The sequence below is a fragment of the Roseivivax sp. THAF197b genome, from assembly GCF_009363255.1.
Classification (GTDB): domain Bacteria; phylum Pseudomonadota; class Alphaproteobacteria; order Rhodobacterales; family Rhodobacteraceae; genus Roseivivax.
Window position 1 is genome coordinate 1,199,221 of the sequence record NZ_CP045318.1, and the last position, 13,907, is coordinate 1,213,127.

Here is a 13,907-nt window from a genome sequence, read left to right on the forward strand (position 1 = left end):
GGCGATGGATTGCGTTTATCTGGAAAGGTGAAGGGCAGGGGCAGCAAGAGCCGCCGCTGGGGGCTCTGGCTTCAGAGACGGGAACCGAGGGCGGCAAAACGGCGCGCGAGAGACCCGCGCGCCGGTCTGGCGGGGCGATCAGTCCTCCATCGCCTCCAGCTCATCGATAAAGCCCGAGATCATCGACAGGCCCTTGTCCCAGAAGGCGGGATCGGTGGCGTCGAGGCCGAAGGGCTTCAACAGATCGGTGTGGTGCTTCGACCCGCCCGCTTTCAGCATGTCGAAATACTTCTCCTGGAAGCCCTCGGGCGCCTCTTCGTAATTGGCGTAAAGCGCGTTCACGAGCCCGTCGCCGAATGCATAGGCGTAGACATAGAAGGGCGAATGCACGAAATGCGGGATGTAGGCCCAGAAGGTCTCGTACCCGTCCATGTACTCGAAGGCGGGCCCGAGGCTTTCCGCCTGAACGCTCATCCAGAGCGCGTTGATATCGTCGGGCGTCAGCTCACCGCCACGGCGCGCCTCGTGCAGCTTGCACTCGAAATCGTAGAACGCGATCTGGCGCACGACCGTATTGATCATGTCCTCGACCTTGCCCGCGAGCATGACCTTCTTCTCGGCATCCGTCTTGGCGTTGCGCAGCATGCGGCGGAAGGTCAGCATCTCGCCGAAGACCGATGCTGTTTCGGCCAGGGTCAGCGGCGTCGAGGAGAGCATCTCGCCCTGATCGGCGGCCAGCACCTGGTGCACGCCGTGCCCGAGCTCATGCGCGAGCGTCATTACGTCGCGCGGTTTGCCGAGGTAGTTCAGCATGACGTAGGGGTGCACGTCCGTGACGGTCGGGTGCGCGAAAGCGCCGGGCGCCTTGCCCGGTTTGACGGCGGCATCGATCCAGCCACGGGTGAAGAACGGCTCCGCGATCTCGGCCATCTTGGGGTCGAACTCGGAATAAGCGTTCATCACCGTCTCGCGCGCCTCGTCCCAATCGACGATGCGCGTCGTCTCCATCGGCAGGGGGGCGTTGCGGTCCCAGACCTGCATGACCTCGAGGCCCAGCCATTTGCGCTTCAGCTCATAATAGCGGTGCGAGAGCTTCGGATAGGCCGCGACAACCGCGTTGCGCAGGGCCTCCACCACCTCGGGCTCCACGTCGTTGGACAGGTGGCGTCCCGTCTGCGGGGTGGGCATGCCGCGCCAGCGATCGAGGATTTCCTTCTCCTTGGCCTGCGTGTTGTGCACGCGCGCAAAGGTGCGGATATTGGCGCCGAACACGCGGGCCAGCTCACGGGCCGCGGCTTCGCGCGTGTCGCGATCCTGCTCGGTCAGGTTGTTGAGCGTGGCCTCGATCCCCATGATCTCGCCACCGACGTCGAATTCTAGCCCGGAGATCGTCTCGTCGAAGAGCCGCTCCCAGGCGTCGCCCACAACGCCCATGTCGTGCAGGAACTTCTCCATCTCGTCGGACAGCTGGTAAGGCTTCATCGCGCGGACGCGGTCAAAGGCGGGCTTGTAGCGCGCAAGCCGGTCATCGGTGAACAGATCCGCATAAGCGTCGTCGTCCACACGATTGAGTTCCAAGGAGAAAAACACGAGCGGCGTCGTGTAGACAGTGATCTTTTCCTGCGCGTCCGACAGAAATTTCGCGCGCCCGGAATCGGTGGTGTTCTGGTAGTAGCGCAGGCCCGCGAAAGACATGATCCGACCTGCGATATTCTCGATCTTCTCGTGCCGCTCGATCATCTCGACGAAGGCGCCCGCATCGAGATCCGCGATCTTGCCCTCGTAATCCGCGGCGAAGCTCTGACAGGCCTGCTCCAGCCAGTCGAGATCCCGCTTCAGTTCGGCGGCGTCCTCGCTCGGATAGAGGTCGGTCAGATCCCATTCGGGCAGATCGCCCAGGTCGCGACCCCCGGCTGAGGCATTGGCGTCGAAAAGCGGGCGTGCGGTCATGGAATGCTCCTGTTCATCTGTCTTATCGATAGGTGGCGCGAAGCTGGCCCGGGTTCAAGGGGCCGTGATCCGAGGCAGTCGCTTGGTGCGGGGCGTTTGCCGCCTGAGCTGCGGTGCGTCCGGCTCGCGGCGCGTGCAACACGAGGATGCGTTTGTCCGGCGCTTTTCCCAGATGTCTCCCCCCCCGGGAGCTGTCATCCATAGGCGGCGAGGATGGCCTTCAGATCGTCCAGCGTGTTCGCTTCGGCCAGCGGTTTGTCCTGCCGCCAGCGGGACATGCGGGGAAACCGCAGCGCCACGCCGGATTTGTGCCGTGGGCTTTCGTGAATGCCTTCGAAGGCGATCTCGAAGACATGGTGCGGCGTGACCTGCCGCACCGGGCCGAAGCGTTGCTGGGTGTTCTTGCGCACCCAGGCCGTGATCTTGCGGAATTCCGCGTCGGTCAGGCCGGAATAGGCCTTCGTGAACGGTACGAGCGCGTCGCCATCCCAGACCGCGAAGGTGAAATCGGTGAAGAGATTGGCGCGGCGGCCGTGGCCCTGCTGGGCATAGATCATCACTGCATCAATGGTGAGCGGATCGAGCTTCCATTTCCACCAATCGCCCTTCTTGCGGCCCGACAGATAGGGGCTGTCCTTGCGTTTCAGCATGACACCTTCCGCGCGCATCTCCCGCGCCTGGGCACGGGTCTCGGCGAGCACGTCCCAGGTATCGAAGTCGATCAGACGGGAGGGGCGGATCGGGGCCTCGGCGGGCAATTGGCCCAGCATCCGGTCAAGTCGCGCGCGCCGATCCGCCATGGGCGTATCGCGCAGGTCCCGGCCGTCCGCTTCCAGCACGTCATAGGCCAGCAGGATCACGGGCGCGTCTTTCAGCAGCTTCTTCGGCACGGTCTTGCGGCCAATGCGGGCCTGCAAGGTATTGAAAGGGAGCGGGATTTCGTCCTCGGCATTCCAGGCCACGATCTCGCCGTCGAGCACGGTGCCCTCGGGCAGGTAGTCCCGCGCGCGGGCAAGTTCGGGGAAGCGGTCGGTCATCAGCTCCTCGCCGCGCGACCAGACGTGGTGTTCGCTGCCGCGGATCAGAAGCTGACCGCGAATGCCGTCCCATTTCCACTCCGCCTGCCACTCTTCCGGCGGGCCGATATCCACGGGGCCGTCGTCAAGCTGGTAGGCCAGGTAGAACGGGTAGGGGCGCGAGGCATCCGCGGCGGGGTCGTCTGCTTCGATGAGCGCGTGATAGGTGATGTCGTCCGGGGTCCATTTGCCCATGAGTTTATGGGCCAGAACGGCCTCTTCCTGCCCGGTGGCCTGCGCCAGGGCGCGGGTCATCAGCTTCTGGCTGACCCCGATCCGGAAACCTCCGGTAATGAGCTTGTTGAAGAGGAAGCGCTCGGTCGTATCGAGCCGGGCCCATGCATCGAGGATGCGCGTCTTGCGCTCCGCGATATCCACCTGAGACAGCGACTTAAGCTTGAGTATCCAGTCGGTTAGCGGACGGTCTTCATGTATTTTCGCATCCGGAAGCACAAGCGCGATCGTCTCGGCAAGATCGCCGACAATGGGATAGCTTTCCTCCAGCAGCCAAAGCGGAATGCCTGCGCGCTCCGCCGCCCATTCGCGCAGCTGGGTCGTGTTGACCGCACGTTTCGGGCGTCGGCCCGAGAAAAGCGCGATGGTCCAGAGCTTGTCGGTATCGGGCGCGGTCCGGAAATACTCCGCCAGCGCCTTGGTCTTGAGGGTGGTCTTCGTGGTCTGGTCCACGGCGGTGAAGAGTGCTGCGAAATCCTTCACGCGCGCACCTCCTCCGACTCTTGCGAGACGTCGTCGGCATCTTCCGATCCGAACTCGGTCGACAGGACATGCGCGTCATAGCCTTCAGACTTCAGCCATCGCGCGAAGATCTCCGTGTAACCATGTGTGCAGAATACTTTTTCCGCCCCGGTTTCCCGAATCGCCCAGAGCAGGCCGTCCCAATCCGCATGGTCGGAAATCACGAAGCCCCGGTCCATCGCCCGCCGTCGCCTGACCCCCCGGAGCGCCATCCATCCGGACGCGAAGGATTGGCTCGACGGGCCGAAGCGACGCATCCAGGGCGTGCCCAGAGCCGAAGGGGGCGCGATGATCAACGGATTCTTTACGGATTTCGGATCTATATCGGATGTGACCTGCGTGGTCTCGGGCAAGGGCAGGCCCTGATCGCGCAGGATACGATTGGTGGCCTCGACGGCCCCGTGGGTCAGGATCTGACCGATTTCGGGATCGATCAAGGACAGAACCCGCTGGGCCTTGCCGAGGGAATAGGCACCCAGAACCGATGCGCGTCCTTCCGCCGCGTTGGTGGCCCACCACTCGTTAACTTCCGCGGCGACCTCGGCTTCGGGGCGCCATTTGAAAACCGGCAGGCCGAAGGTGCATTCGGTGATGAAAGCGTGGCAGGAGATGGGCTCGAAGGGCTCGCACAGGCGATCGGGCTCGGTCTTGTAGTCGCCGGAAACGACCCAGACCTCACCGCCGACCTCCACGCGGATCTGAGCCGATCCGGGGATGTGACCTGCCGGATGGAAGGAGACGGTTGCGCCGCCGATCTTTCGCGGCTCGCCCATGGCGATCGTGTCGAGGGAGACATCGCCAAGACGGTAGCGCATGACCGGGGCGGCGGCTTCGGTTGCGAGGTAATGGGCGTGGCCCCAGCGGGCATGGTCGGCATGCCCATGCGTGATGAGCGCGCGGTCGACCGGGCGCCAGGGATCGATGAAGAAATCGCCTGCGGGGCAGTAGATGCCACGCTCTGTGAAGGTCAGGACGGGGTCGGACATGGCCTTTAGGATAGGGCGGTCCGGCGCGGTGCCAATGCCGGGGATCGTCGCGGCACCGGGGTGCGGGTCAACCTGTCGCCGTGGCGTCCGCGGTGCTGCCGGAGGTGTTGAAATGCGCGATGATCTCGCGGATGACCCGGCCGCGAACTTGCGGCCCCTCCATGAGGACCTCGTGTTCGCCGCCCGGCACGCGTTCGAGACGCCCCTTGGGCCAGGCCTTCATGCGGGCCTCGATCCGGGGCACGTCGACGATGCGTTCATTGGTACCGACGAATGTGAGGCAGGGGTAGTCCGGGCTCGGCAGACGCGACAGGGCGCGGCATTCCTTCAGCGCCTCGTTCAGCCAGCGCAGGGACGGGCCACCGAGTTGCAGCTTCGGCTCTGCCAAAACCTGCGCGCGCATGTAGTCGAACATGTCGCGATCGCGGGTCAGCATGTTATCGTCGAAACCTTCCGAGACGATGTAGCTCTCGGGTCGGGTTCCGGGCGCGATTTGATGGCCCATGCCAACCTGCGCGCCCCCCCAGCTCAGCGCCCAGGCGGCGGGGCGCATGACGGGCGAGATCCGGATGCCCCACATCGGGCCCGTGAAGACGGCCGAGGCGACGGGCAGGCGGTTCATCAGCGACCGCAGGCCGATACAGCCGCCCATGGAATGGCCGATCAGGTGCCAGGGCTGCGGCAATCCTTCGGCCTTGACCCATTCCATCAGCGCATCCGCATCGCGCTGATAATCGTCGAATACATCGACATGACCGGTGCGCGCATCGTCCAGAAGCCGGTCCGACAGCCCTTGGCCGCGCCAGTCGATGGTGACCGTGTGATAGCCGCCCGCCGCCAGATCAGCGGCGGTGCGGCCATATTTCTCGATATATTCCGTACGTCCCGGAAACAGCAGAACGGTCCCGCGCACGGGCGTATCTGCCGCTGCCGGATAATGTCCGATGCGCAGCCTCTTGCCATCAACCGATTGGATCCACAGCGCCCGGGCCCCATCGGGCCCATGCGCGGCGTCGGTCAGGAAAGGGGCCGCATCCGACATCAGGCCAGCACGCCCGCGAGCTTCATCGCCATGCCCATATCGCCATCGATCGTTAGTTTGCCGGACATGAATGCGGCGGTCGGGTTCATTTCGCCTTCGAGGATCTGGCGGAACGTGTCGGCGTCGGAGGTCATGGTGACATCGGCCTCTTCATCCGCGGCGCGCGCGCCAGAATCGTCCATCATGACGGTGCCTTCGCCCTCGATGTCGAACTTTGCCGTGCCGCCGATGTCCTGGCCTGCCAGCTTGTCGTTCAGGGCCGATACGGCCTCGTTGATGATATCGCTCATGCGCGCTGTCCTCCATGTGATCCGGTTCGGGTAGCAATTCCCGAACTAGGCGCTAATCTCATCGGGACCATGATTAGGACACGCCCCGAATTCAATTCTACCGTTGCGGCATTTGCCGTGCTGGTCATGTTTTCCATACCCGCACAAGGCCATGCCGAAGCGACGAGCGATCGTGCCGCGGAACTGGCGCGCGATCTGGCCGAAGCCGTGGACGCCGCCGAAGCGCAGCGGCTGGAGCGCGAATTGCAGCTCGAATGGTCGAAATCCGGCTCCGCGGCCATGGATCTCCTGCTGAAGCGGGGACGCGACGCGCTGGAGATCAACGAAACGGATCGCGCCATCGACCATCTCCTGGCGCTGACCGATCATGCGCCCGGATTCGCCCAAGGGTGGTACTCGCTCGCGCAGGCCTATTACGCGCAAGGGCAATACGGCCAGGCAGCGGATGCGCTGGAGCGCACGCTCGCCCTCAATCCGAATCACTTCGGCGCCTTGCAGGGCATGGGGGCGCTTCTTGAACAATTGGACCGACAGGCGCTGGCCTATCGCGCCTACGCGGAGGCCGAGGCATTGCGTCCCTTCGACAAGGATGTGACAGAGGCGTTGAAGCGGCTGGATCTTGCGGCAAACGGCACCCGGCTCTGATCCCGAGGCGGCAAAGGGCACATCCATATGGAAATGAGATCCCGCGTGGCGGCGGTGCTCGGTCCGACAAACACCGGCAAGACGCATTACGCGATTGACCGGATGCTCGGGTATCGCACCGGCATCATCGGCCTGCCGCTGCGCCTTCTTGCACGCGAAGTCTACGACAAGGTCGTCGCGGCGCGCGGCCCCGGCGTCGTGGCGCTTGTGACCGGGGAGGAGCGTATCGTGCCGCCCCGCGCGGCCTATTGGGTCTGCACTGTCGAGGCGATGCCCGAAGGCATGGGCACGGATTTCGCGGCCATCGACGAAATCCAGCTATGCGCCGATCCCGAGCGTGGTCATGTCTTCACCGACCGCCTTCTGCGCATGCGCGGCACGCACGAGACCCTGTTCATGGGCGCGGATACGATGCGCGGTCCGATCGCCGCATTGGTGCCGGGATGCGAGTTCATCGGCCGCGAGCGGATGAGCCAGCTGTCCTATCTCGGCTCGAAAAAGATAAGCAGGTTGCGCCCGAGATCGGCAATCGTCGGGTTCTCGGTTGAGAACGTCTATGCCATCGCCGAGCTGCTGCGTCGCCAGAAGGGGGGCGCTGCCGTGGTAATGGGCGCGCTCAGCCCCCGCACGCGGAATGCGCAGGTCGATTTGTATCAGAACGGCGAGGTGGATTACCTCGTGGCCACCGATGCCATCGGGATGGGGCTCAACCTCGATATCGATCACGTCGCGTTCTCATCGCTGACGAAGTTCGACGGACGGCGGATGCGGCCGCTCGCCCCGAACGAGCTGGCGCAGATCGCAGGCCGGGCGGGGCGCGGCATGAGCCATGGCACCTTCGGCGTGACGGGCGAGGCTCCGCCCTTGCAGGACGACGTGGCCGAGGCCATCTGCAACCACCGCTTCACGCCGATCAAGAAACTGAACTGGCGCAATGCGAAGCTGTCCTTCGGGTCCATCGACGCGCTGATCGCATCGCTCGAGGCGGGCACCGATGATCCCATCCTCGTCAAGGCGCGGGAGGCCGACGATCTGCAAGCGCTGAAGGAGCTGTCCACCCGGGCGGAGGTGCGGGCGCGGGCCTCCGATGCGCGGTCGGTTCAGCTTTTGTGGGATGTCTGCCGCATCCCGGATTTTCGCGGTATCAGTCACGCGGAACATGCAGGCCTGCTCGACGTTATCTTCGGGTATCTGCACGAGAAAGGGAGCGTGCCCGATGATTTCCTGGCCCGGCAGGTGCACCGGATCGACCGGACCGAAGGCGATATCGACACATTGTCGAAACGATTGGCGTATATCCGCACATGGACATATGTCGCGCAGCGCAAAGGTTGGGTCGGTGATGAAGAGCATTGGCGCGACCGCACCCGAGCGGTAGAAGACAGAGTATCGGACGCCCTGCATGAGCGTTTGACGCAAAGATTCGTTGACCGGCGGACGAGTGTCCTCCTTCGCCGGTTGAAGCAAAAGGAGGCCCTTTTGGCCGAAGTGAACGACAAAGGTGAAGTGACCGTCGAAGGCGAATTCGTCGGCAGGCTCGAAGGGTTCCGGTTCCGGCAGGACAAGGACGCCCAGGGGCAGGAGGCCAAGACGCTGAAGACGGCGTCCTTGCAGGCGCTCAGCCCGCATTTCCATCTGCGCGCGGACAGGTTCTACAACGCGCCCGACACGGAGATCGACTTCACCGAGCAGGGCGGCCTCATGTGGGGCGACCAGGCGGTGGGCAAGCTCGAAAAGGGCGATGATGCGCTCAAGCCGCGGGTCGTGGCCTTTGTCGACGACGAAGCCGGGCCCGATGTGCGCCAGAAGGTGGAGCGCCGCCTGCAGCATTTCATCGACCGCAAGGTGGCGAGCCTCTTCGAGCCGCTGATCAATATCCAGCGCGACGAGACGCTGACCGGCCTTGCCAAGGGGTTCGCCTTCCGCATGGTCGAGGCGATGGGCGTGCTGCCGCGCGGTGCGGTGGCCAACGACGTCAAGGAGTTAGACCAGGACGCGCGTGGCGCATTGCGCAAGCACGGCATGCGGTTCGGTCAGTTCACCATTTTCATGCCGCTTCTGCTCAAGCCCGCGCCGACGCGCCTGCGTCTGGTTTTGTGGAGCCTCGCGCAGGGTCATGACGTTTTCCCCGAAGCGCCGCCGCCGGGTCTCGTGACCGTACCGGCCGAGGCGGGCACGTCGAACGACGCCTTCACCACGATGGGGTATCGCCGCGCGGGCAAGCGGGCCATCCGCATCGACATGCTGGAGCGGTTGGCCGACATGGTCCGCGGCGAGGACAGCCGGGGCGGGTTCGAGGCCAAGGCCGACATGCTCTCGATCACCGGTCTCACGCTGGAGCAATTCGCGGATCTGATGGAAGGTCTGGGCTATCGCGCCGAGAGGGGCGAGCGGGCCAAGGAAAAGGCCGTCGATCAGGTAGTGCCCACCGATGAGGGTATCGCGCATGAGGCCGAAGTGCCCGCAGCCGACACGCCCGAGGAGGCGCCTGCCGCCGACACGCCGGTCTTCGACGCGGGACAGCCCGATGCCGCGGAGGCCGGTGCCATCACCGGCGAGGAAGCCACAGCGACGGCGACGGAAGGTGTCGAGGCGATCACCGATCACGGTGAAGCCCCGATCGCGGCAGAGCCTGCTCAGCCGCAGGACGAAGCGCCTGTCGATGCCGTCTCGGACGAGGAAACGCCGGTTGGCACAGCGCCTGACGCGGATATCGCAGGCCCCGAGATGGAGGTGTTCTATACTTTCACCTGGGTCGGCAATCGTAATCGCGGCGGTGGCAAGCCGCAGGGGCAGGGCCAAGGCCGGGGCCGGGGCGGCCCGCCGAAAGGCAAAGGCAAGCCCAAGGGCAAAGGGCCGCGCGATGGCGGGCCGAAGAAGGTCCAAAATTACGAGGCACGTCCGCAGAAGAAGGACAAGATCGACCCCGACAACCCCTTCGCCGCGGCGTTGCAGGGCTTCAAGGGCAAGTCTTGATCCTCGACGCACACGCTTTGCGATCAGCGCGACCCGTCTCCACCGCGAGACGGGTTGGCTGAGCCGCGATGTCGGACCGCATCCGCATCGACAAATGGCTCTGGCATGCGCGATTTTTCAAGACGCGCAGCCTGGCCAACAAGCTGGTGGCCTCGGGCCGGGTGCGCCTGAACAGCCAGCCCGTCGCGAAACCGGCAGTTCAGGTAGCGCCGGGCGATGTTCTGACATTCCCGAAAGACGATCACGTCCGCGTCATCCGGGTCATCGCGCCGGGCGAGCGGCGCGGCCCCGCACCCGAGGCTCAGGCGCTCTACGAGGACCTCGATCCACCGCAACCGCGTGTGCGCGAGGTCCAACCGCATGTCCCGCGTTACGATGAGGGCGGGCGCCCCTCGAAGCGCGACCGCAGGCTGCTCGATCAAACCCGCCGTGATGCGCTTGAATGATGCGGGGCCTTGGTCTAGCTGTGCCAAAAGCTGAAGACGGACCCTGCTGATATGACCTATATCGTCAACGATGCCTGCATTGGCTGCAAATACACCGACTGCGTCGAGGTCTGCCCCGTGGATTGCTTCTACGAGGGGGAGAACATGCTCGTCATCCATCCCGACGAGTGCATCGATTGCGGCGTGTGCGAGCCTGAATGTCCCGCAGATGCGATCCGGCCCGATACCGAGCCGGAGGCCGAGAAGTGGGTCGAGTTCAATCGTAAATATTCGGAAATGTGGCCGGTCATCATCACCAAGAAGGACCCGCTGCCCGAGGCCGAGGAACGCGACGGCGAAGAAGGCAAGCTCGAGAAGTACTTCTCCGAAGCGCCGGGCGAGGGCGGCTGAGCCTGATTCGCGCAGTGCAGCACGACGGGGCGGCTTTCGCGGCGGTTTAGGCCGTTAAGCCCTTGAAACGCATTGACAATGGGTCGCTTTCTCAGGGCGCTGGGAAGTGGCTCATTTTTGTGCTATTGTGACAACTCAATGATAGCGCTTTATCCATATCAGTTTCGGGGCGTCTGCACCCATCTGTAAAGTCTGGCATTCCATGAAGTGATCGGAAATTGGTTTTTCCGTTCGCTTCTTTTCGTGCCGTTTGATGGGTCCGAGATATGGGAAGGCGCGCTGCCTGAGGAAGCAATATGTCGAAGTCGAACAAGTCCGAATTCCGCCCGAACGATTACGTGGTGTACCCTGCGCATGGCGTCGGTCAGATCATGTCGATCGAAGAGCAGGAGATTGCGGGCATCAAGCTCGAGCTTTTCGTGATTTCCTTTGAGAAGGACAAGATGACCCTGCGCGTGCCGACGCACAAGGCGACCGAGGTGGGCATGCGTTCGCTGTCCTCGCCTGACGTCGTCAGCCAGGCCATGAAGACGCTGAAGGGCAAGGCCAAGGTCAAGAAGGCCATGTGGTCGCGCCGGGCGCAGGAATACGAGCAGAAGATCAATTCCGGCGATCTGATCTCCATCGCGGAGGTCGTGCGCGACCTGCACCGTGCCGACGATCAGCGCGAGCAAAGCTATTCCGAGCGTCAGCTGTATGAAGCGGCCCTTGAGCGTCTGACCCGCGAAATCTCTGCGGTCTCCGGCGGCGACGAGGTCGCAGCTGCCAAGCAGATCGACGACGTGCTCGTGTCGCGCGCCGCCGCGGCCTAAGCGACACTCCTTCGATTACAATGCAAAGACCGCGCTCCCACCGGGGCGCGGTTTTTTCATGCCTCCTCGGACTTGCTGTCGCGATTGGCCTGGCTGTCCAGCGCGGACAGAAGGGCCGTCTCCAGGTCTTTCTCCAATTCCTTGGCGCGCGCGATATAGGGCTCGTTTTCGCCTGCGGGCACACCGGGCCGCCAATGCTGCGCCAATTCGCGCACGGTCATCCGGTCGTGTTGGAAGAAGGTCTTCTCGGCTTCTGCCGCTTCGAACTCGGTCAGGCCCATATTCTCAAGGACATAGCGGCCCGCACGCAGGGAGCTGTCGAACAGCTCGCGCACGATGTCGTCGGCGCCCGCCTGATAGAGCTCGTAGACATGGGTGCGGTCGCGCGCGCGCGCCACGATGTGCAACTCGTCCCCACGCAAGCGCCGCGCATAGGCCACGATCCTGGACGTCGCGGCCGGATCATCCAGCGCAACGCAGAGCACGCGCGCCTTCTCGATGCCCGCGGCATGAAGCAGATCCGGGCGTGTCGGATCGCCGAAGAAGCCCTTGAAGCCGAAGCGCCGCATGGTCTGGATCGTCTCCATGTCATGGTCGATCACCACCGTCTCGAACCCTGTGGATTGCAGCATCCGGTTCACGATCTGCCCGAAGCGGCCGATGCCCGCGATGATGACGGGCGCGGTCTTGTCGATCTCATCGTGCTCGCGCTGGGTGTCGCCGGAGCTCATGCGTTTGGACAACTGCTCATAGGCCATGAAGGCCAGCGGCGTGAACAGCATCGACAGCGCGATGACAAGCAGGATGCGTTCGCCGAGCGCGTCGGTCAGCACGTTCTGCTGGAGCGAGAAGGAGACGAGCACGAAGCCGAACTCGCCCGCCTGCGCAAGGCCGAGGGTGAAGAGCCATCGGTCCTTGCCAGTGAGGCCGAATATCACCCCGAGCACGTAAAGGATGACGCCTTTGAGCGCCATCATCCCGAGGGTCAGCGACAGGATCAGGAGGGGGGCTGCGAAGAAGGTGCCGAAGGAGATACCGGCCCCGACAGTGATGAAGAACAAGCCCAGAAGCAGGCCCTTGAAGGGTTCGATATCCGATTCCAGCTCGTGCCGGAATTCGGAATTGGCCAGCACTACGCCCGCAAGGAACGTCCCGAGCGCGGGCGAGAGGCCCACGAGCATCATCAGGAAGGCAATGCCCAGCACAATCAGCAGCGACACGGCGGTGTACATCTCGCGCAGGCGCGCCTGGTGGATGAAGCGGAAAAGCGGGCCGGTCAGGTAGATGCCCGCGAGGATGATCGCCGCGATGGCGCCCAGCGTCACGAGGGTCACGCCCCAGCCGGGCAGGCCTTCCACGAGGCTCATGGAATGATGCGCATCTTCCCCGTGCCCCACGCCGATGGAGCCGTCCTCGTTGATCGTGGCAGGCGCGGCAACCGCCAGAAGCGGCAACAGAACCAGCATCGGGATCACCGCGATGTCCTGCGTCAGAAGGACCGAGAAGGTGGACCGCCCGCCGCTTGTCTGGATCAGGCGTTTCTCGGACAGGGTCTGAAGCACGATCGCCGTCGAGGACAGCGCGAAGATCAGGCCGATGGCGAGCGCGGTCTGCCAGACATAGCCGAACAGCATCACGAGGCCGGTCACGGCGAGCGTTGTAACGCTGATTTGCAACCCGCCCAGGCCCAGCAGCTTGTGGCGCATATCCCAAAGCGCGCGCGGCTCAAGCTCGAGGCCGATGAGAAACAGCATCATGACAACGCCGAATTCGGCAAAATGCTGCAGATCCTCGGTTGCATTCACGAGCCCCAGAACCGGGCCGATCACAAGGCCCGCGGCGAGGTAGCCCAGCACCGATCCAAATCCGAGACGGGCGGCAATCGGCACGGCGATGACCGCTGCGGCGAGGTAGATCGAGGCTTGGAACAGAAATGCGTCCATCGGCGAGGGCTCCTTCGGGCGTCCTCCTCATTCTGCGCGTGCAGCACCGACATGCAAGGGCAGTGCAGAGGGGGCGGGCGTCACACCGGCAGGGGGGCGTCGCGTTTGAGCTGGTCCATCACGATCTGGCTTTGCACGCGGGCCACGGACGGATGGCTCAGCAGCACATCGTGGATCAGCCGGTGCAAGCCCCGCAGATCGGGCGCATAGACCCGCAGGAGGTAATCCGCCTCGCCGGTCAGGGTCCAGGCGGAGACGATCTCGGACCGTGTGGCCACAAGGCGGGCAAAGCGTTTCGACTGATCGGCGCCATGGCTGCCAAGACTGACCTGGATGAAGGCCTGCACTGCGAGGCCCAGGCGTTCGGGATCGAGATCGGCCCGGTAGCCCCGGATCGCGCCGATCTTTTCAAGCCGCTGACGCCGACGGCCAATCTGGCTTGCCGAGAGGTTGAGCATCTGTCCGAGCGCATCCGCCGTCAGATGCGCATCCTCCTGCAGGGCCGCGAGGAGGCGGGTATCGGTCTCGTCCAGATCGATGCGGGTATCTTGCATAATATGAGCATAGCGCGCGTGTCTTACGCAATCAACGTCAC

General features: G+C 63.9%; 12 protein-coding genes. 5 read left to right on the plus strand and 7 right to left on the minus strand.

Annotated features, from left to right (window positions below):
• Positions 1-138: 138 nt before the first annotated feature.
• The 5 genes from FIV09_RS06055 to FIV09_RS06075 all read right to left on the minus strand — a co-directional run bounded on the left by FIV09_RS06055 (position 139) and on the right by FIV09_RS06075 (position 6,100).
• Positions 139-1,950, minus strand: a complete 1,812-nt coding sequence (locus FIV09_RS06055; RefSeq protein ID WP_152449152.1) for a M3 family oligoendopeptidase — start codon at positions 1,948-1,950, stop codon at positions 139-141.
• 194 nt (positions 1,951-2,144) lie between these two features.
• Complete coding sequence (locus FIV09_RS06060) at positions 2,145-3,743, minus strand: ATP-dependent DNA ligase (RefSeq protein ID WP_152449153.1); 1,599 nt, start codon at positions 3,741-3,743, stop codon at positions 2,145-2,147.
• On the minus strand, positions 3,740-4,768 hold the full coding sequence (locus FIV09_RS06065) for a ligase-associated DNA damage response exonuclease (protein ID WP_152449154.1): 1,029 nt from the start codon (positions 4,766-4,768) through the stop codon (positions 3,740-3,742). Before FIV09_RS06065 ends, FIV09_RS06060 begins: the two co-directional genes overlap by 4 nt.
• 67 nt (positions 4,769-4,835) lie before the next feature.
• Positions 4,836-5,810, minus strand: coding sequence for an alpha/beta fold hydrolase (locus tag FIV09_RS06070; protein ID WP_152449155.1), 975 nt, complete (start codon positions 5,808-5,810; stop codon positions 4,836-4,838).
• Positions 5,810-6,100, minus strand: coding sequence for an SCP2 sterol-binding domain-containing protein (locus FIV09_RS06075; RefSeq protein ID WP_152449156.1), 291 nt, complete (start codon positions 6,098-6,100; stop codon positions 5,810-5,812). Before FIV09_RS06075 ends, FIV09_RS06070 begins: the two co-directional genes overlap by 1 nt.
• A gap of 126 nt (positions 6,101-6,226) precedes the next feature.
• Here FIV09_RS06075 and FIV09_RS06080 point away from each other — a divergent pair, with 126 nt between their 5' ends.
• From FIV09_RS06080 to FIV09_RS06100, 5 genes are all read left to right on the plus strand, one after another.
• Positions 6,227-6,745, plus strand: coding sequence for a tetratricopeptide repeat protein (locus tag FIV09_RS06080; protein ID WP_152449157.1), 519 nt, complete (start codon positions 6,227-6,229; stop codon positions 6,743-6,745).
• Between the two features lie 27 nt (positions 6,746-6,772).
• Positions 6,773-9,721 (plus strand): helicase-related protein, encoded by a 2,949-nt coding sequence (locus tag FIV09_RS06085; RefSeq protein WP_152449158.1) that lies wholly within the window; start codon positions 6,773-6,775, stop codon positions 9,719-9,721.
• Positions 9,722-9,789: 68 nt separating this feature from the next.
• The gene (locus FIV09_RS06090) at positions 9,790-10,167 is read left to right on the plus strand and encodes an RNA-binding S4 domain-containing protein (protein WP_152449159.1); all 378 of its coding nucleotides are present in this window, start codon (positions 9,790-9,792) and stop codon (positions 10,165-10,167) included.
• A gap of 51 nt (positions 10,168-10,218) precedes the next feature.
• The gene (gene fdxA, locus FIV09_RS06095; protein WP_152449160.1) at positions 10,219-10,557 is read left to right on the plus strand and encodes a ferredoxin FdxA; all 339 of its coding nucleotides are present in this window, start codon (positions 10,219-10,221) and stop codon (positions 10,555-10,557) included.
• Between the two features lie 296 nt (positions 10,558-10,853).
• Entirely contained in the window at positions 10,854-11,369 is a 516-nt protein-coding gene (locus FIV09_RS06100) for a CarD family transcriptional regulator (protein ID WP_152449161.1), read from the plus strand.
• Between the two features lie 56 nt (positions 11,370-11,425).
• Here FIV09_RS06100 and FIV09_RS06105 read toward each other — a convergent pair whose 3' ends face one another.
• Both FIV09_RS06105 and FIV09_RS06110 read right to left on the minus strand, forming a co-directional pair.
• Entirely contained in the window at positions 11,426-13,312 is a 1,887-nt protein-coding gene (locus FIV09_RS06105) for a monovalent cation:proton antiporter-2 (CPA2) family protein (RefSeq protein WP_152449162.1), read from the minus strand.
• A gap of 80 nt (positions 13,313-13,392) precedes the next feature.
• On the minus strand, positions 13,393-13,866 hold the full coding sequence (locus tag FIV09_RS06110; RefSeq protein WP_152449163.1) for an Lrp/AsnC family transcriptional regulator: 474 nt from the start codon (positions 13,864-13,866) through the stop codon (positions 13,393-13,395).
• Between the last annotated feature and the right edge of the window lie 41 nt (positions 13,867-13,907).

Coding starts and splice junctions, on each gene's coding strand:
- fdxA (WP_152449160.1), top strand. CDS start 10,219: ATGACCTATATCGTCAACGATGCCTGCATTGGCTGCAAATACACCGAC.
- FIV09_RS06070 (WP_152449155.1), bottom strand. CDS start 5,810: ATGTCGGATGCGGCCCCTTTCCTGACCGACGCCGCGCATGGGCCCGAT.
- FIV09_RS06075 (WP_152449156.1), bottom strand. CDS start 6,100: ATGAGCGATATCATCAACGAGGCCGTATCGGCCCTGAACGACAAGCTG.
- FIV09_RS06080 (WP_152449157.1), top strand. CDS start 6,227: ATGTTTTCCATACCCGCACAAGGCCATGCCGAAGCGACGAGCGATCGT.
- FIV09_RS06110 (WP_152449163.1), bottom strand. CDS start 13,866: ATGCAAGATACCCGCATCGATCTGGACGAGACCGATACCCGCCTCCTC.
- FIV09_RS06090 (WP_152449159.1), top strand. CDS start 9,790: ATGTCGGACCGCATCCGCATCGACAAATGGCTCTGGCATGCGCGATTT.
- FIV09_RS06100 (WP_152449161.1), top strand. CDS start 10,854: ATGTCGAAGTCGAACAAGTCCGAATTCCGCCCGAACGATTACGTGGTG.
- FIV09_RS06055 (WP_152449152.1), bottom strand. CDS start 1,950: ATGACCGCACGCCCGCTTTTCGACGCCAATGCCTCAGCCGGGGGTCGC.
- FIV09_RS06085 (WP_152449158.1), top strand. CDS start 6,773: ATGGAAATGAGATCCCGCGTGGCGGCGGTGCTCGGTCCGACAAACACC.
- FIV09_RS06105 (WP_152449162.1), bottom strand. CDS start 13,312: ATGGACGCATTTCTGTTCCAAGCCTCGATCTACCTCGCCGCAGCGGTC.
- FIV09_RS06065 (WP_152449154.1), bottom strand. CDS start 4,768: ATGTCCGACCCCGTCCTGACCTTCACAGAGCGTGGCATCTACTGCCCC.